This is a genomic window from Leptospiraceae bacterium (genome assembly GCA_015075105.1).
Lineage (GTDB): Bacteria > Spirochaetota > Leptospiria > Leptospirales > Leptospiraceae > JABWCC01.
On sequence record JABTUZ010000001.1, the window covers coordinates 1,107,103 to 1,125,054 of the forward strand.

The following is a 17,952-nucleotide window of genomic DNA, read 5'->3' on the forward strand; positions in this document are numbered from 1 at the left end:
AAAGTTCCCAAAAGAGCCCTTTTTTGCAATAAAGCAAAAACCAGAATTTACGCTTTAAATGGCGTACCTGCAAAAAGTCGTTTTTTTTGAAAAAGCAATTGTTCAAAAAGCCAATAAAAGTGCCATTTTCTAGCGTTGTAAAAAGTCCTGAAAGGGGTTTTTGCAGTAGCGTCATAAATTGAATTGTAAAATACACTAAAATTAAATAAATTTGTAATCAAATTGTAATAATTTACAATTATATTTTAGCTATTAAATAAATTATATGGATATTTTCGGAGATAATTGAAGAAATTTTATGAAAGAGACACAAATCATTGACTATAAAAACCCAACAAGAAAAGATCAGATTCGATTCTACTCATTTACATTCATAGCTTCTGTATTAATCGTATTGGGCTATTTTCTGAATATACCGTCCTATTGGCTTGGGTGGGTTGCTTTTACGGTTGCAGCCTTCTCTGTTGCAGGTAACGACGCGATCCAAACTATCGGAACTTTCATTGAAAGTAAATCCGGTGTACACTGGCTACCAAAACTGATAATATTAGGAGGAATGCTAATAGGTGTTCACGCATTCGGCTGGTTTATGGATAGCGGAGAAATTCATTTCCATAGATTAGATTCTTTTCATGAGACCAGAGCCTTCAACCTAGTCCAATTATTGGCTCCTATCTTATTAGTCATTATTACCAGAATGAAAGCACCGGTTTCTACTACATTTATGATACTCGGACTTTTCGGCGGCTCTGCAAATATCAATAAAATGCTGACTAAATCATTCATCGGTTACGGGATTGCATTTGTTGTGGCTCTTTTGGTTTGGGGAATTTTAGCAAAATTAGACCCGGATGAATACACCGAAAACCATGTCCCCGACGAAAAAACAGAAAAGAGATGGGCTTTACTTCAATGGTTTTCTACGATTTATCTGTGGGGGGCATGGCTCTTACAGGACACTGCAAACATAGCAGTGTTTCTTCCAAGAAAGCTGAGTATTACCGAATTTTGTGGAGCCATGGGGCTTATCGTGATTGCACTAGGGATCATCATTCGAACGAACGGTGGAACAATCCAAGAAGTAGTCAGCGAAAAATCAGACATTAAATGGTCGAAGGCTGCAACTATTGTAGATTTAGTTTACGCCACAATTTTATTAGTTTTCCAGAAATGGAGTAAAATGCCCATGTCAACAACTTGGGTATTTTTAGGGTTACTCGCAGGAAGAGAAATAATTTTACACGTAGTCACATTCAAAGACAACCCCTACTTGGATACTTTTAAAAAAGTGGGGAAAGATGTAGTTTTTGCTTCTCTCGGAATTGCGGTAAGCATAGGAATATTTGTGCTTAGCGATATTGTGTATAAAGAAGGAAAAGATGCAGTAATCTCACCCTACATCCAATATTTTGAAAAGATTTCGGTCAATTTTGAAAAGTGAAAATGTATTGCCCTTAAAGGAAGGGCAATACGAAAAAAACTTCTTTCGGTTATTCTGTCGGCTCTGCTTTTGCAGTCAAAACACCGGAGTAATTTTTTCTGTATGAATAGGCCAAGAATATTTCCAAAGCCACTACTGCAATCGCAACAGGCATTCCAGCATTGTTCAAAAATACATGGAATAAAAATATATTTATGGCAATCGGTGCAAGTATAGTTAGTGCAAGTGGAACAAAATAGTTGGAAAGAAGTAAAATCCCGCATACGATTTCAGTAGTTTTGAGCACAGGTATTAAATACTTAGTGGCAAACAAAGCCCCAAAAAAAGCCCCTGCTTCAGGAGCGGGAGGAGGAGAAGGGATAAAATTAAAAAACCCATTAAAACCAAAAACAACAAAAATCAGCCCTAGTAAAATTCGAGCTGCCAAAACTATTTTTCTCATAGAGAACCTCTTAATATGTGATTAGACCATAGTTTAATATTAAACTATTTTGTCAATGAAATATTTTCAATCAAAGTTTGTCTAATATTTCTTTTTTCTTGGACTCATACTCTGACTTATTGATTAACTTTTTGTCGTAGAGTTTTTTCAATTCGCTAAGTCTTTTCTCGATATTGGATACGTCGTCTTTTTTAGCTATAGTGGATTCTTGGCTTGGAAAAAATACAATTTTTTTACATGCGAGGGTATTTTCTTTGTCTATAGTTTTATTCCCACAAGGCTTTCCGTTTCTATCTTGAAACTGGTAAGACAAATCTGGCTTTTCAAAAACAGAAATAATAGAGTTTAAAGTAAGCGAAGATTTCATGTCCAACGGGAGTGGATTTGCCCAATCAACAAAATTGTATTGATTTCCAAAATTGATATTTTGATTGGCTTCTATGAAAATTAAATTTATTCCGTTGCCGTCCGCATAAAAGAAAAACTTTGTCCTAAAGATTCTAGTTTCCGGTGCGAGCTTGTCGTCTTTACGGATTATGACTTGGTAGATTTTACTAAAGTCTTTTTCTTGGATTTTTCTCCACAGTATTTCAGTTAGTTTTTCTGATATATTCTCTTGAATCAGTGCAATATTGACCGGACCGAGTATAGACCCTGTTGTGGCTATCGACTTCAGAGAATTTAAAAGCAATGTTTTGTAAGCTGGAGGCATTTCTGTGACTTTGTTTTCTTCGGTTTGAATTTCAATGGGCTTCTCCATTTCAAAAACCACAAACTCTTCACCCTGCCCTATAATTTTTCTCTCAGTTCTTTGAAAAATAGAGCAGTTCGTAAATAAGAGTACAAAAATATATACAATAAGAAAAACTTTCAAGATATTTTTCTTAATTAAAAGTTTCATAGTTTTTTTAGAGTATATATTTCCAAGAAAGACTTTTTGCAGGTGCCCATTTATCAAAATCTGCTTTTACAATAAAAAAAATCTCATTTTTGTAAAGCTGAAATTTATTCTTACACAATAATAGAATTTTTTAAAAAAAATACTTCGCCAAGTATTTTACTATGATTCAATACAAAATTTTTTCAAGCAGAGTTCGGTCGGATTTTTATTTGACCTTGAGCCTATTGAAAAAAAATGATATTACCATGAACTTTAAATTTTCCAAAAAAATGAATGGATTAGACTCATCACCCATACGAAAGGCTTTTGAGCTTGCGGCAAGTCTGAAAGACCCAATCAATTTATCCATCGGTCAACCCCATTTTCCCTGTCCTGAGAATATACTGAACTCACTTGAAAAAGCGATTAAAGATAAAAAAACCGCCTACACCATAACAGGTGGGATTAGCGAATTAAAAACTGCGATGATCGAAAAATACTCTTCGATAAATAAAATCCATTACGCAAGCCCCGATAGAATTCTAATTACCTCCGGAGTGAGTTCAGGCCTACTTTTACTTTTCAACGCCTTGGTGGATCCGGGAGACGACTGCCTTATTGTTTCTCCTTACTTTTTAATGTATCCTTCTATGTTAAAATTTAACGGTGCAAAAATCCACACCCTAAACGAAGATTTTAACAAAGACGATATAAAAAATATTCAACCTAAAAAACTAAAACTAATTATTTTTTCTAATCCTTCAAACCCTACAGGCACGATACTTTCCAAGAATCAATTGGAGATACTCGCAGAGCTTGCAGAAAAAACAGGTGCGTATTTGATCTCGGATGAAATTTACGAGCTATTTGATTACGATAAATCGTTTATTTCAGTAGGCTCATTTTACGAAAAAACAATCACCCTAACCGGGTTTTCAAAAACTTACAGTATGACAGGTCTTAGGCTTGCATCGATCTTGTCTCCTCCGGAAGTAAACAAAGCATTAACCACTCTACAACAATATACAATTGTGTGTGCTCCTTCCATAACACAATGGGCAGGGATAGAAGCGTTGAAAACAGATATGAGTGATTATATAAAAGATTATAAAGAAAAAAGAGACTATGTTTACAATTCACTAAAAGACTACTATCCTCTAAAAAAAAGTGGAGGCGCTTTTTATTTTTTTCTGCCAATTCAGGGAAACGACGAAGAGTTTGTAAAAAGAGCCGTAGAAGAAAAAAAACTCATTTTAGTACCCGGGTATATTTTTCACGAATCGCATAAATTTGTTCGGATTAGTTTTGCATCAGAATGGGAGAACCTAAAAAAAGGAACCCAAGCACTTCAAGAATTATCTAAAACTTGAAATGGAATTTTCTTTTTATTTGTTTGGTTTTTTTATCTGTGCATCCATCGGTAGTTTTTATGTAACTCTATCCGAAAGAATTTTAGAATTTTTTTATTCTAAAGAAAGAAAAAATAAGACCTTCCTCCAAAAATTAAAAAAAACCTTATTAGAAAGAAGTTCGTGCAATCACTGTGGTCAAAAACTAAGCCCGTTAAATCTTTTCCCGGTATTTGGGTATTTTTTTTCAGGGAAAAAATGCAAAACTTGCAATTCAAAAATTTCTATTTATTACCCTATTTCCGAACTTTTTTTCGGGCTTGGATTTATTTTATTTTTTTTTCTGACAAAAAATCTTTTTTATTCTGTAGTAGTTATGGTTTTTATTGGACATATCTATATTTCTGCGATTACTGATTGGAATTATTTTTCTTTGGACTACGAAAATTTAGTCTTCATTGTGGTTTTTGGAAGCCTCACAAACTACCTTCTACAAAAAGAACTTCCGACCCTAAATGAGGTTTATGTACTCTTTGGATTTTTTGTATTCTACCTTGGCTTGTATTATTTTTACAAAAAAGGAATTGGACTTGGAGATGTGTTATTTGCTCCATTCTATGCATTTCTATCTTCTCATCCTTGGTGGATGCTATTCTTAAACAGCTCCTATATCATAGCAATTGTATTTACAATTTTGCTAAAAAAGAAAAATCAAAGCCTAAAAAATACCCCGATCCCTATGGGCTTATATTTCTCTGTAGGTATTACAATTGTATATATAGCAAAAGCAGTCTATTTTAAAATGCAAAATATATAAAACTCTGACTCTCTGTAATTCCAAAAGCAAGAAGCATAAGAAAATTAGCTATTAGAAAAAGAGTCAAGGCTACAGGTTTTTTTACAAGAGTCTCAAGCGGTCTTTTAGAAAAATAAATTCCAGCAAAATAACAAATAAAAAGTAGAATTGCAAAATTAGAATTTTGGTATCTGCCAGCAAAAGATACGTTATCCGACATTGCAAACATTCTGTGAAGCATTTCCCAGCCTTTTGTCATATCTTCGGCTCTAAAAAATATTGCACTCACTCCAAGAAAAAATATTAGTAACAGTCGGCAAAACCATTCATAGACTGCACCACCTTTTGTTACTAGAAATTCTCGAACCTTGGTCTTTGAGTATTCTCTGTGGATGCTTACAAATACTCCATTCCACACTCCCCAAAGTACAAAGTGGTAACTTGCACCATGCCAGATTCCAGCAAATAGAAAAGTAATTAAAATATTTCTATACACCATAAGCTTACTTCCTCTGGAGCCACCGAGAGGGATAAATATATAATCGCGTATCCAAGTAATAAAAGAAATGTGCCACTTAGCCCAATAATCGTTTATATTAGATGCAGCGTAAGGAAAATGAAAGTTCTTGTCGAATTGAAAACCAAATAACCTTGCTACGCCAATGGCTATATCTGTGTATCCCGCAAAGTCATAATAGATCTGCCATGCAAATAAAAGTGAGCCTGTCCAAATTTCTATAGAGCTAAACTCGGAATAATTTTTAAAAACCAAGTCAACTTGAATTGCCATGTTGTCTGCAAATACGATTTTTTTTGTAAATCCGAGTAGTATCCTTGCAAATGAAATCTTTATATCTTCCATTTTTACGGGGAGTCTGTTGTCCAAGTCTCTAAAGAAGGTTTGTGCTCTTACAATAGGACCAGCAACCAATTGAGGAAAAAAAGAAACGTATAAAGCAAAATCTATAAAAGACTTTCTCGCTTCGATTTGTCTTCTATACACATCAATACTGTAACTCATGGATTGAAATGTATAAAAAGAAATTCCCACAGGGAGAATGATAGAATACAAAGGAAAACGAAATGAATTGAAAAAATTCAAATCGTTAAAAGCACCTAAAAGAAAATTGGTATATTTAAAATAACACAATAGCCCAAGATTGGCAAAAAGAGACGCTACAAGTAGAATCTTTCTTTTTATTTCGTTTTCAGATTTTTGAATTTCTATTGCAATAAAATAATCTATGACTATGGAAAGTAAAAGTAAAAATATAAAATACACATTCCAAACCATGTAGAAGTACAAGCTCGCAATTAATAAAAATATTCTAAGAAGACCTTCCTTCTTTTTTAAAAAATGCGTAAGAATGATTACAAGAGGAAAAAATATTAGAAAGTGTAACGAATTGAAGAGCATTAAAATTCACCTGATAATTTTTGGGATTTTAGTATAGATTTAGAAAGTGCTTCAGTGAATATTTTTGCACCTTCTCTATTCAAATGAAATAAATCGTAAAAGTATTTTTCTCCTTCGTTGTATGAAAAAATATTTTGAAATTCAAAAATTTCATCCACTCCAATTTCTTTTAAATGGTTTTTCCAAAGTCGTATTCTTTCTTCTTCACCGGGAAAAACTGCCAATCTATTTGTAGGTGGTAAAACGCTCACTATCTGTATCCTGTGATTTTTTATAAAGTCGTAAAATAATTTTAGTCTTTTAAAATACATTTGAGATGTTTCTGTTTCTCTATTTGTCACTTTTGAAGATTTCATAAGACTGCAAGTGTCAAGGATTGCTTTTTTGTGGAATACAGTCGAACCAACCGGAGGCAAATCTGAGTTAGCCATCTTTATCATGCAGTCATCTAAAGATTCAAGTTTGTACATAGACACACTTTCAGTGTACCCATTTTCGTAAAAAAAGAGGCTGTCTTTTTGTTTTTGATTTAGTCTTGAAATGTTTTTGAATCTCTTTGGAGGATTTAGAAAAAAATCTCTTAGGTCTTGTCTATATGCGATACTTTTCAATAAAAGAAAAAAAATATCTTTATAAGAAAAATCGTACTCATATTTCTTCATTAAACTGTACGCATTTTTTTTGTGAAATTCTGCAATCATCGGAAAATTCACAGATTCAAGCCATTTTTCGTCTGCCCAAGGTCTTTCAAGCTCAACTACATGCACAATCAGCTTAACTTTCTCTAAGTTTTTTAGAACTTTTTCTAAAGCTAAGTTTTGTGCTAAAGTTTCAGACCCGGGAATTGCAATAGAAGAAACTTTTTTATGAATAGGGTTCAAAGACTCATTAAAATCACTCAAAAGGATTCCTTCTTGAGCAAGAGATGTTCCCACGACCAATATATCCGGGTTGAGTTTGTCCTTATGTGAAATTACATTTTCTGTGATCCTGTTTATATTAGAGGCATAAGAATTTGGTTTTAAAATGGAAGTGTATATTCCTGATTGAAGAAAGATTTCAAAGCCAAGAATAAATCCTAAAAAAATAAGAACGGGCTTCTCTTTTAAAAATATAACATACTCTTTCATATTTATTTGATTCCGAGTAAGTGCCCCAATTTATTTTTTTTTGTATTCAAGTATTTTTCATTTTCGGATACAGACGGAATTTCCAAAGGAACTCTGTCTGTAATAGAAAGTCCATATCCTTCGAGACCTACAATTTTTCTCGGATTGTTTGTCATAAGCCTCATTTTCTCCACTCCCAAATCTTTTAAAATCTGAGCCCCAATTCCATAATCTCTTAAATCGGGGGCAAAACCCAATTTTTCATTTGCCTCTACCGTGTCTAAACCGGTATCTTGAAAAGTGTAGGCTTTTAGTTTATTTATAAGACCAATCCCCCTGCCTTCCTGCCTCATATACAATAAAATTCCACTCCCCTCTTTTTCAATAGCTTCAAGTGCACTGTGTAGCTGTGGGCCGCAATCGCAACGACAACTCATAAAAATATCTCCAGTCAAACATTCAGAATGCACCCGAACAAGTACAGGTTTTTCTTTTGAAATATTGCCTTTCACCAGAGCTACGTGGATTTTGTCATCCACAATTGTAGAATAGGCTTTGACTTGAAACTCTCCATATTCCGTGGGAAGTCTTGCCTCAGCTTCCAGACGAATTAGTTTTTCATTTTTCCTTTTGTAGCGAATCAATTCTTCAATAGAATAAATATTTAGATTATGGATTTTTACAAACTCTTCCAGGTCTTTCATCCGAGCCATCGTTCCATCAGCATTCATTATTTCACAAATTACGGATGCGGGTTTCAGCCCTGCCAAGATACACAAATCGGTAGAAGCCTCGGTATGCCCTGCACGTCTAAGAACTCCTCCCTTGACAGCTTCCAAAGGAAAAATATGCCCAGGTCGCACAAGATCCTCTTTTGATGACTTGTCGTCTAATAAAACTTCAATTGTCTTTGCCCTATCGCCCGCAGAAATCCCTGTAGTGATCCCGTGTTTAGCGTCAACAGAAACAGTAAAAGCCGTTCCTTGGTGGTCGCTTGTCTGAACCATTCTACCCAGACCTAATTTTTCTAGCCTATCTGATGTCATGGGAACACATACAAGCCCACGCCCGTGAGTCGCCATAAAATTGATTATTTCTTTATTTGCAAATTCTGCTGCAATTACAAGGTCTCCTTCGTTTTCTCTATCCTCAGAGTCAACGAGTACAATCATTTTACCTGCTTGAATATCTAAAATTGCTTTTTCAATAGGGTTTGACATTTTTCTCCTAAGCTCAAATTATTCAAAAAATAGAAAAATTTGATTTCTATTGCACTTTTTTCCGTCTATGTTAAAAATAAAAGTGCAATTGTACTTGAATAATAAAATATTTGCATTTTTGCAATTTTATATTATTATAGTTAGGTTTTAAAAAAAAGAATGGACAAAGTTCAATCAAGGTGAGTTGGTTATATTTTATATAATATGAAGATACTCATCTATAATTACGATACAAGCAGGAAGAGGGAATGGAATTAAAATTAAACACAGTTGGTAAAACGAAAGTAATTGAAATCTATGGAAAATTTGATATAGAATCTACAGAAGAGTTTGAATCCATTTTCAACAAGCAATTAGAATTAAAACCGGAGACGCTTGCAATAGACATGAATAAATTGGACTATATTGATTCTTCTGGAATCGGCTCACTTATTAAATCTCTGAACAATATAAAAAATCAAAAAGGAAAACTGATTCTTGTAGGCTTAAAACCCATGATACTCAATGTTTTCAAATTAGCCAAATTAGATATGTTTTTTCAAATCATGTCAAACGAAGATTTCAAATTAAAATTTGAAAACGAATAATTTTCTATTTTAAAGAAAATTTATTTTCTCCACTCGTCAATAATGGATGCAATAAGACCTGTCCATCCAGTTTGGTGGCTTGCACCTAAACCTTGACCTGTCTCTGCGTGAAAATATTCATAAAACAAAATATAATCCTTAAAATGAACATCCTCTTGAAATTTTTTTGAATTTCCGAATACCGCTCTTTTTCCTTCAGGGTTTGTTTTAAATATATTAATTAAACTATCGGACAAATCTTTTGCGATTTCGTATAACGTTTTTTCTTCTCCATGAATCGGTATTTTCAGTTTATCCTCATAAAAATGGCTCAACTTTTTTAAAGATTCGATCATCATAAAACTGGTAGGAAACCAAACAGGTCCCCTCCAATTGGAGTTCCCACCTTTGAGCATTATATGAGATACCCCAGGTTCATAACCGATTTTTTCTCCACCATGAATAAATGGATTCAGTTCATGGAATTTGGAAAGACTTCTAAGACCAAAATCACTTTTAAATTCATTTTTATGCCCAACCTTATGGAGTAGTCTTGAAAGCTGCCTTTGGTTTACCGTAGTCAAAAGGAATTCTCTTTTTTCGCTACTGTGAATTTCAGTTACACACTCTTCCGATATTTCTTTTCGATTTTCCAAAAACCAAAAAAAGTTCGTCTTAAAATTCGGAAACCTGTCTAATTCTTCTGAAGTTAGGATTTCCGTGGCAAACATAGGAATTAACCCCACTAAAGAGCGAACTCGAAATTTTTCGTATCTACCGTTTGGGTAACGAAGCACATCATAAAAAAAACCATCTGCTTCATCCCAGAGTTGGTGTTCATGCTCCCTACCCCCCATGTGCTTCATGGCAGAGCTGATATAAGCAAAGTGTTGGAAAAATTTTGTCGCCAACCACTCGTAAGATCTATTTTCTCTCGCAAGCTCTAAGGCAATCTTCATAAGATTCAAACAAAACATACCCATCCAGCCTGTAGCATCCGATTGTTCAAGAACAGCACCACCAGGCATAACCGAGCTTCTATCAACTACGGTGATATTGTCCAATCCGAGAAACCCACCTTCAAAAATATTATTATCCCCGCTATCCACCCTGTTGACCCACCAAGCAAAATTGATAAGCAACTTATGAAAACATTTCTCTAAAAATAATCTATCCCCTTTTCCAGTTTTTTCTTTCTCCATATTATAAACTCTCAGTACAGCGTAAGCGTGCACTGGTGGGTTTAAGTCTGAATACTCCCATTCATAAGCTGGGATCTGTCCGTTGGGGTGTTGAAATTGCTCAAACAGTAAAAGCCAAAGCTGATCCTTAGCAGACCCTATGTCAACAAGTGCAAGTGGAATTGTCTGAAATGCAAGATCCCAGGCTGCAAACCAAGGGTATTCCCATTTGTCTGGAATTGTCAGAATTCTCATGGAATTCAAGTGAGGCCATTTGAAATTACGAATTCTTCTTCTTTGAGAAGGTGGAGGAAAATTTGGGTCATCTCCATCCAACCATTTTTTTACATCAAATAAATAAATCTGTTTAGATAAAAGCATTCCTGCAAGAGCTTGCCTTTGAATTCTTTTTTCATCGTTTGTGGATTTTTTCGGGTGAATAGAATTGTAGTAATCATCTGCTTCTTTTCTTTTGTGAATAAAAACTTCTTCGATATTGTGAAAAGGTTTTATTAAATCAGAATTTGTAAGTCTCAAATAAAATACCTTGGATTCTTTTCCTGAAATTACCACATTTTTAAAATGAACACAGGCTTTTGTTCCGGTGAGTTTTGGATTTGTTGAATCTTCTCCGTTTACAATCTTTCTGTGAAATGCGTCTTTGGTGTATTTTGAAAGTGAGCTAATCCCATAGAGCCTTTCTGTATTTGTATCGTTGTCCGTGAATAAAAATTCTCCCCCTTCTTGTGAATACAAATACCACCTACCGAGCTTGTAATCAAAAGAAAGATTCGGCATTGAAATGGCTTCATTGTCATCAATTAAAATTCGATTATTGGATGGGTCTAGCTTTAAAAAAGGCCTTTCTGTTTGCTTAGTCCAAGACCATTGGTTTCTAAAAAAAATCTGCGGAATTACATGAATTTCTGCTTCGTGCTCCGATCGATTGCAGACTTCGATCCGAACACAAATATCTTCATAATCAGGTTTTGCGTATTCTATAAAAATATCAAAATACTCATTATTGTCAAATACTCCCGAATCTATAATTTCATACTCGTCGTCAGCTAACCCTCTTTTTTTGTTTTCCTGTATAAGCTCGTTGTACGGGTATTCATTTTGAGGATACTTGTATAGGTATTTGCAATAAGAGTAAGTAGGAAGTCCATCTAAATAATAATAAATCTCTTTAACGTCCTCACCGTGATTGCCTTCATCGTGGGACAACCCGAATAACCTCTCTTTTAAAATAGGGTCTTTGCCGTTCCAAAATGAGTGGCTAAAAACCAATAGTTGGTATCTGTCGCAAAAACCAGCAATTCCGTCTTCTCCCCACCTGTAGGCTCTGGATCTCGCATGGTCGTGTGGAAAATAATCCCACGCATTTCCGTTATATGAATAATCTTCTCTAACAGTTCCCCAAGATCTCTCTGAAACATAAGGTCCCCATCTTTTCCATTTCTGAAAAGGTAAATTGGACGGCTCGGTAAGTCTTTCTACTTCAGTATTCTTTTTAACAACTTTTTTATTCATAGTTTAAATATTTATTCTTGGTTTTCTTACTATATAGTTTCGGTCAATTATTATTAACCAATTGAAATCTATTAGCTAATAATCACACTAAAATAATAGATTCACTTCGTCCGAATTCAAACTATACACTTTTTTGCAGAACTCGCACGTAAACTCGATACTTCCCTTTTCTTTTAAAATAGAATTTGCTTCATCCTTCCCCATAGAGACTACCACATCTTTGATTTTTTCTATACTGCACCCACAATGAAATTTAGGGGATCCCTCTTCTAAAACTTCAGATCGCACACCCAACACATTTTCAATCCTATTCAAAATTTCTTTCACCCCTCCAGAAAATAATTCTTTACCGTTGTATTATATATTATTCAACTTTTCGAATAATTCCTCGATTAGAAATAACTCCGTTCCGGGAAGTGCATAGAGTATCATTCCTTTGGCATAAACCATTTCGCCTAACGCATCTATATGTATTGATAAAAAGGATGTAATTTGATCTGACTCTTGGATATGGTCAAGTAGATTTGACTCAAAACTTTTCTTTTCTAACTTAGTCAAGGACTGGTGTAGTTTTTTTACTCCACCCCAACGGGTAACTCGAAAAATTCCTGTTCCGATTCCGAAGGTTGGGTCATTAGAGTTGGAGTTTACGGAAGTATTTTTTGCTAGAACTCTCATAAGTCCTACCCTGTTGCTGTAGCCAATTACTCTTTCAATTTCACCGTCTCCTTCTAATTGAATACTCACCACAGTGTCTTCCTTGACCATTCCTGCCAAAAAAAACGAGCCTATCATAGTTTTTGCAGCTAAAATAAGTGAAGAGCCTTCCAATTTATGTCTTCTTACTGCCTCTATTACAGAATTACTGCAATCTGTTATTAAAAATCGAAAATTGTACCTTGAAAAAATACCTACAATATAAGAATCTTTGTTTTGAATAGCGTTCATTGTTTTAACATTTGCTTAAACCTTATGAAGGCAAAACATTTTTTTAATTTAGGAGAACTCAATTGATATTTGGAGCCGATTACTACCCCGAACAATGGACTGCAAAAGACTGGGACGAGGATATTCTTATTATGCAAAATATGGGAATCTCTTCAGTGCGACTTGGAGAATTCTCATGGGCACTTATTGAACCAAAAGAAGGCAAATACGATTTTTCTTTTTTTGATAAAATTATAGATAAGTTCAAAAAAAGAGATATGACTGTAATACTCGGCACACCTACAGCAACATTCCCTCCTTGGTTATTCAAAAAATTTCCAAAAATAGTGCAAGTCTCTAAAGACGGAGTAGAAAGAGTAATCGGCACTCGAAGACAAGCGTGTTTTTCTTCCAAAGAATATTTACATGCAGTGGAAAATATTGTAACAGAAATGGCAATTCATTATGGAGATAACAAAACTGTAATCGGTTGGCAAATCGACAACGAACCCGGACACGAAGGCTCTGATCTTTCTTACTCAAAGACAAGTGCAAAAAATTTCAGAAAATGGTTAGAAGAAAAGTACGGTAAAATTTCTAAACTAAACGATGCTTGGGGAAATATTTTTTGGGGAGTGCTATACAATGATTTTGATGAAATCCCTCTGCCTGGAAATTATGTTTCGAGTAACTTCAATCCAAGTATGATCCAAGATTTTTACAGATTCAATTCAGAAATGCTTGTAAATTTTATCCACCTTCAAGCAAAAATTTTAAAAAAATATACCAAAAATCAATTCCTTACCACAAATCTTTTTCCAAGTCCGTTTTTAGCCATTACGGACATGGCAAAGCTCGCATCAAAGTTGGATTTTATTTCTTGGGACAATTACCCTGTTTGGGGGCCTCAGTCTGAGCCTTTTCCTCATCCGTTTGTATCTGCAATGTTAGAATACGCTCGTGGTTTGAAAAATCAAAACTTCACTGTGATGGAGCAATTTTCAGGAATCCAAGGACACGATACGTTAGGGTACTTACCTCCACCCGGTCAAGTGGGTCTTTGGCTTATGCAGTCTATTGCTCATGGTGCAAATAAAATTTATTTTTTTAGATTCAGAACTGCAAGATTTGGCCAAGAGCAGCTTTGTTACGGAATCTTGGACCACGACAAAAGCCTCACTCTTCGTTATAAAGAGCTAAAAGACACAATTCAAAAAATTAAAATCTATGCAGAAGATTTTATAGACGAAGATGTGCACGCTGAAGTTGCTGTTGTACACGATATTGAAAATGCAAGAAATTTCAAACACCAACCACTTTCTGAAGGGTTAAAATTTTCTCCTGTTCCTTTTGCTCAGTTAGGGTATGACGTAGAAATAGCAACTTGGTTTTCCGGGTTTAATATTTTAAACGTAAACACACACCTAATCCCTGCAAATTATTCCGATCTATATCAATATAAAATTTTAGCACTACCACTGTATTCCATTGTTTCAGAAAAGTTTTATGAAAAAATTGAAGACTTTGTATCGAATGGTGGAATTCTAATCCTTGGATATAGGAGCGGTATTAAAGACGAAAACCTGTGGATGAGAGACGAAATACCTCCCGGTAAATTTAAAGAAATGGCCGGGGTAGAGGTCAGAAGATTTGAATCAGTAGGAAATTCTAAAGTTAAGATAAAATTCAAATTCCTAAGTGGTGAGGTTTCAAAAATTTGTGAGATCGTTGAGCCAAAAACTGCGAAAGTAATAGCAAGATATTCTGATAAAAATAAATTTTATACAGGCTCACCCGTGATCACAGTGAATTCATTCGGTAAAGGGAAAGTTTATTATTTAGGCTCTTCACTTAGCCCTGAAACTTTTGTAAAATTTTATTACTCTGTTCTAAAAAAATCCGGGTTAAAACCATCGTATAAAGGAAGATATATAGAAGAAGTTTATAGGATCGGGAATGAAAACGATTACAGGATTCTGATGAATCACTCTAATAAAACAAGATGGACTGGCTTTACAAGACTAAAACCTTTTGAATTTAAAATCATTCCTTTGAGGCATAAAAATTGACGTTAGACGAAATCAAAGAGCTAAATCGAAAAATCCAATCTATACCGGAAAGAAAAAATCTGACACACTGTGTCTTCGTTGACAATCTTCACTCCCCTTATGCCGAGTTTTCCGAAACTTATATTTTACCACCGGTAAGCCATAACGAATTGGATTTTCTTTCCGCAGAAAAATTTATTGATACACTAATTCATTTTCTTCCGGAATCTATTTCCGGTTGCAGCGTGTTACCGGAGCCAAGACCCAAAAGAGAAAGCGGTAAACTATTTCTTGTAAAAAAACTTTACAACGATAAATTTTTATACATTATAAAATTTGAGCCAAGCTACTTGGGTGGAGTGATCCCCAACGATATAATTGAAAAAGAAACCTTAGAAAAGAAAGCCTCCATTCTTACAAATCGAATCTATTTTTCAATAAGAATCATTCCTGTTGAAAAAATTATTGAGAAGGAAGGACAAATTATTGACTTTCAAGGAAAAATTTTTGAACCGGGTAATTCCACCCTCATCGAAACCAATGAACAACTGCATAAAGGGAAAAAAAAAGTTTCCGAACTTTTTGATGAAATTGATTTTTCAGACCAAATTCAAAACTTAAATAATAAACTTTTGATTCATAAAAATAATTGGAAGCCCGAAAAAGTTTATCACCCAATCTCTATAGAGTATCTGACTGTCTCAGTTCGTTTTTTAAACCTGTCTCAAAAACAAAACTTGAGCGACTTTGATTCATTCAAAGAGATTGTTTATTTTTTATTTAATGACCCTCAAGATTCAAACGATTCAATAAATAATTATCATACTTGGCTACAAAGATTTTCTGCCGATAGGGCGATTTCCAAATCTGGAAATATTATTTGGAAGATAGAAGATAGAGGTTAGAAAATTTAAGAATAATAAGTTAAACTTTTAGGGAGATTTTATTATTTTTAGTTCAGTATGAAAAACGATGAGTTTAGTGAAATCTTACACTTTTTCTGTAAAAATTATAAAAAAATTTCACTATAATTAAAAAAATATTTTTCTTAATAAAGCTCAAATTTTATTTTTTCCAAAAAATAAAATTGTAAAGAAGGAGTAATATATGAACCCGGAATATAAAATGCGAACACAATCGAGTCTGCTTATTCCAGAAAAGTATATTGATGAGTTTGACACAAGGACTGAAAATATTTCGAGAGAAGACTATTTGCATGAGTTACTTGTAAGGTATAGAAATGTACTTTTGTGGAATACGTTTGAGAAGACAGACTCCGTGAAAACGCAGTATCAAGAAGAAGGCCAAAATTTACAGAAGAAAAATTTCTATCCAGAAAATAGTGATTGGATCGAATTGGGTCAGTTTGCGTTAGTGTTAGGTATTAGTAGGACGGCTTTATTTACCCTTCTTCTATTGCTTGATGTTGCCGGATGGGACATAATCATACCAGCAAAGTTCTATGACTATGGAGTTCCACCAAAAGTGAGTACGATTGCGGTAGGAGTTTATCTCTCCAAAAGAAAAACTGTCCGATACAATAGATTGATACGACATAAGCCGAGATAAAACACGAAAAAGACCCCAAAAGTAGATCTAAAAAACAAAAGTCCTCAACCTAATACAACCGACCTATACTCAGATTAAAAAACAAAATGCCTAATCTCGCAAACCTTTGATTCCAAGTCTTTCTTGAAATCAGGATGAGAAATTGAGATTAGAGCCTTGGCTCTTTCTTTAAGAGTTTTACCATGAAGGTTAACCGCACCGTATTCTGTAACAATCCAATGAACGTGTCCCCGTGTAGTAACTACCCCTGCACCAGGATTTAACTCAGTTGTAATTCTGGAAACTTTCCCTTTTGCAGCAGTGCTTGGAAGTGCAATAATAGCCTTCCCGCCTTTAGAAAGAGCTGCTCCTCTGATAAAGTCCATTTGTCCACCTATCCCCGAAAAAATTTTATGCCCCATAGAATCAGCACAGACTTGACCTGTTAGGTCAATTTGGATCGCAGAATTAATTGCAACAACCTTATCATTTTTTCTAATCAGTTGGGTATCGTTTGTCCTATCACAAGGGTGAAATTCTACAACAGGGTTATCGTTTACAAAATCAAATAGCTTTTTCGTTCCGGCAACAAAGCTAGTTACAATTCTTCCTGAATGCACGTTTTTGTATTTATTGGTGATTGCACCTGATTCATACAAATCAACTACTCTATCAGAAAACATTTCAGTATGGATTCCAAGGTCTCTTTTATTTTTTAATCGAGATAAAACAGCGTCTGGAATTCCACCAATTCCCATTTGTAGAGTAGAACGATCTTCGATTAGATCAGCCACAATTTGTCCGATTTGTGCTTCTATCTCAGTCTCCGACTCGACCGGGTGCTCTATAACAGCTCTTTTCGTATAAATGAAAGAATGAATACTCTCAAATGGAATTACAGAATTTCCGTGAGTCCTCGGCATATCCTCATTGATTTCTGCAATTATAATTTTTGCAGAGTCAGCTGCTGCCTTTGCAGCGTCAATAGAAGTACCAAGGGAGCACATGCCGTGAGAATCCGGGGGAGATAATTGCAACAGAGCTACATCAAGGGGCACACTACCGGAGGTAAATAAACCCGGAATATCAGAAAGAAAAATCGGCATAAAGTCAGCCCTGCCCTCTTCTATCGGTTTACGAAGAGAAGCACCAGTAAATAAAGAAGTAGAATAAAACTGATTTTTAAACTCAGGCTCTGCAAATGGAATATTTCCGGCTAAATGTAAATGGTATAAATGTACGTTTTCCAAATCTTTTCTTTTTACCATTAACTCAAGTAGCGGCGTTGGGGTTGCTGACGCACCATGGACAAAAATTTTATCTCCACTCTTTAGAGGTTTCATTATTTCATCAGGGTTTTTTGCTTTATCTTTCCAGTTTTTATAATTCATAAAACCAATTTTGTAAAATTAAAGACGAGTTCAAGTGCAATTTACTTCTCTTTATCTCATATCTATCTTAGAGCAATTGAAATTTTAAATTGCTAAAAAGAGAT

At 34.6% G+C, this 17,952-nt stretch carries 15 protein-coding genes and 1 pseudogene; 7 read left to right on the plus strand and 9 right to left on the minus strand.

Annotation, left to right across the window (positions count from 1 at the left end; translation table 11 throughout):
* Window positions 1-298 precede the first annotated feature (298 nt).
* Window positions 299-1,354, plus strand: a pseudogene (locus tag HS129_05465) (hypothetical protein).
* Window positions 1,355-1,490: 136 nt separating this feature from the next.
* On the opposite strand, the gene HS129_05470 reads toward HS129_05465, so the two are convergent.
* Both HS129_05470 and HS129_05475 read right to left on the minus strand, forming a co-directional pair.
* Window positions 1,491-1,883 carry a DoxX family membrane protein gene (locus HS129_05470; protein ID MBE7411502.1) on the minus strand — a complete coding sequence of 131 codons (393 nt, stop codon included), beginning with the start codon at window positions 1,881-1,883 and terminating at the stop codon, window positions 1,491-1,493.
* 70 nt (window positions 1,884-1,953) lie between these two features.
* The gene (locus HS129_05475; protein ID MBE7411503.1) at window positions 1,954-2,757 is read right to left on the minus strand and encodes an SHOCT domain-containing protein; all 804 of its coding nucleotides are present in this window, start codon (window positions 2,755-2,757) and stop codon (window positions 1,954-1,956) included.
* 296 nt (window positions 2,758-3,053) lie between these two features.
* Between HS129_05475 and HS129_05480 the strand changes: the two genes are divergently transcribed.
* Both HS129_05480 and HS129_05485 read left to right on the plus strand, forming a co-directional pair.
* The gene (locus tag HS129_05480; protein MBE7411504.1) at window positions 3,054-4,133 is read left to right on the plus strand and encodes an aminotransferase class I/II-fold pyridoxal phosphate-dependent enzyme; all 1,080 of its coding nucleotides are present in this window, start codon (window positions 3,054-3,056) and stop codon (window positions 4,131-4,133) included.
* Window position 4,134: 1 nt separating this feature from the next.
* On the plus strand, window positions 4,135-4,929 hold the full coding sequence (locus HS129_05485; GenBank protein MBE7411505.1) for a prepilin peptidase: 795 nt from the start codon (window positions 4,135-4,137) through the stop codon (window positions 4,927-4,929).
* On the opposite strand, the gene HS129_05490 is transcribed toward HS129_05485, so the two are convergent.
* The 3 genes from HS129_05490 to HS129_05500 are packed head-to-tail and all read right to left on the minus strand — an operon-like array spanning window position 4,910 to window position 8,654.
* On the minus strand, window positions 4,910-6,325 hold the full coding sequence (locus tag HS129_05490; protein ID MBE7411506.1) for an MBOAT family protein: 1,416 nt from the start codon (window positions 6,323-6,325) through the stop codon (window positions 4,910-4,912). The genes HS129_05485 and HS129_05490 overlap by 20 nt on opposite strands.
* Window positions 6,325-7,455 carry a hypothetical protein gene (locus tag HS129_05495; protein MBE7411507.1) on the minus strand — a complete coding sequence of 377 codons (1,131 nt, stop codon included), beginning with the start codon at window positions 7,453-7,455 and terminating at the stop codon, window positions 6,325-6,327. The genes HS129_05490 and HS129_05495 overlap by 1 nt, the downstream gene beginning before the upstream one ends.
* 2 nt (window positions 7,456-7,457) lie before the next feature.
* On the minus strand, window positions 7,458-8,654 hold the full coding sequence (locus tag HS129_05500; GenBank protein ID MBE7411508.1) for a bifunctional 3,4-dihydroxy-2-butanone-4-phosphate synthase/GTP cyclohydrolase II: 1,197 nt from the start codon (window positions 8,652-8,654) through the stop codon (window positions 7,458-7,460).
* A gap of 248 nt (window positions 8,655-8,902) precedes the next feature.
* Here HS129_05500 and HS129_05505 point away from each other — a divergent pair, with 248 nt between their 5' ends.
* A complete protein-coding gene (locus HS129_05505) occupies window positions 8,903-9,241 on the plus strand; it encodes an STAS domain-containing protein (protein MBE7411509.1) in 339 nt (112 codons plus the stop codon).
* Window positions 9,242-9,261: 20 nt separating this feature from the next.
* Here the strand turns inward: HS129_05505 and HS129_05510 are convergent, their stop codons facing one another.
* From HS129_05510 to HS129_05520, 3 genes are all read right to left on the minus strand, one after another.
* Window positions 9,262-11,934 carry a glucosidase gene (locus tag HS129_05510; GenBank protein ID MBE7411510.1) on the minus strand — a complete coding sequence of 891 codons (2,673 nt, stop codon included), beginning with the start codon at window positions 11,932-11,934 and terminating at the stop codon, window positions 9,262-9,264.
* Window positions 11,935-12,021: 87 nt separating this feature from the next.
* Complete coding sequence (locus HS129_05515; protein MBE7411511.1) at window positions 12,022-12,261, minus strand: Hsp33 family molecular chaperone HslO; 240 nt, start codon at window positions 12,259-12,261, stop codon at window positions 12,022-12,024.
* Between the two features lie 30 nt (window positions 12,262-12,291).
* Window positions 12,292-12,882 (minus strand): Hsp33 family molecular chaperone HslO, encoded by a 591-nt coding sequence (locus HS129_05520; protein ID MBE7411512.1) that lies wholly within the window; start codon window positions 12,880-12,882, stop codon window positions 12,292-12,294.
* A 62-nt stretch (window positions 12,883-12,944) separates the two neighbouring features.
* Between HS129_05520 and HS129_05525 the strand changes: the two genes are divergently transcribed.
* The 3 genes from HS129_05525 (at window position 12,945) to HS129_05535 (ending at window position 16,478) form a co-directional block, all read left to right on the plus strand.
* Window positions 12,945-14,930, plus strand: coding sequence for a beta-galactosidase (locus HS129_05525; protein MBE7411513.1), 1,986 nt, complete (start codon window positions 12,945-12,947; stop codon window positions 14,928-14,930).
* A complete protein-coding gene (locus HS129_05530; GenBank protein MBE7411514.1) occupies window positions 14,927-15,814 on the plus strand; it encodes a hypothetical protein in 888 nt (295 codons plus the stop codon). The genes HS129_05525 and HS129_05530 overlap by 4 nt, the downstream gene beginning before the upstream one ends.
* 202 nt (window positions 15,815-16,016) lie before the next feature.
* The gene (locus tag HS129_05535; GenBank protein MBE7411515.1) at window positions 16,017-16,478 is read left to right on the plus strand and encodes a DUF1564 family protein; all 462 of its coding nucleotides are present in this window, start codon (window positions 16,017-16,019) and stop codon (window positions 16,476-16,478) included.
* A gap of 74 nt (window positions 16,479-16,552) precedes the next feature.
* Here the strand turns inward: HS129_05535 and HS129_05540 are convergent, their stop codons facing one another.
* The gene (locus HS129_05540; protein MBE7411516.1) at window positions 16,553-17,848 is read right to left on the minus strand and encodes an acetyl-CoA hydrolase/transferase family protein; all 1,296 of its coding nucleotides are present in this window, start codon (window positions 17,846-17,848) and stop codon (window positions 16,553-16,555) included.
* Between the last annotated feature and the right edge of the window lie 104 nt (window positions 17,849-17,952).

Excerpts from the sequence above, each read along its gene's own strand:
- HS129_05470 (MBE7411502.1), bottom strand. The coding sequence starts at position 1,883 with ATGAGAAAAATAGTTTTGGCAGCTCGAATTTTACTAGGGCTGATTTTT.
- HS129_05480 (MBE7411504.1), top strand. The coding sequence starts at position 3,054 with ATGAATGGATTAGACTCATCACCCATACGAAAGGCTTTTGAGCTTGCG.
- HS129_05485 (MBE7411505.1), top strand. The coding sequence starts at position 4,135 with ATGGAATTTTCTTTTTATTTGTTTGGTTTTTTTATCTGTGCATCCATC.
- HS129_05490 (MBE7411506.1), bottom strand. The coding sequence starts at position 6,325 with ATGCTCTTCAATTCGTTACACTTTCTAATATTTTTTCCTCTTGTAATC.
- HS129_05495 (MBE7411507.1), bottom strand. The coding sequence starts at position 7,455 with ATGAAAGAGTATGTTATATTTTTAAAAGAGAAGCCCGTTCTTATTTTT.
- HS129_05500 (MBE7411508.1), bottom strand. The coding sequence starts at position 8,654 with ATGTCAAACCCTATTGAAAAAGCAATTTTAGATATTCAAGCAGGTAAA.
- HS129_05505 (MBE7411509.1), top strand. The coding sequence starts at position 8,903 with ATGGAATTAAAATTAAACACAGTTGGTAAAACGAAAGTAATTGAAATC.
- HS129_05510 (MBE7411510.1), bottom strand. The coding sequence starts at position 11,934 with ATGAATAAAAAAGTTGTTAAAAAGAATACTGAAGTAGAAAGACTTACC.
- HS129_05520 (MBE7411512.1), bottom strand. The coding sequence starts at position 12,882 with ATGAACGCTATTCAAAACAAAGATTCTTATATTGTAGGTATTTTTTCA.
- HS129_05535 (MBE7411515.1), top strand. The coding sequence starts at position 16,017 with ATGAACCCGGAATATAAAATGCGAACACAATCGAGTCTGCTTATTCCA.
- HS129_05540 (MBE7411516.1), bottom strand. The coding sequence starts at position 17,848 with ATGAATTATAAAAACTGGAAAGATAAAGCAAAAAACCCTGATGAAATA.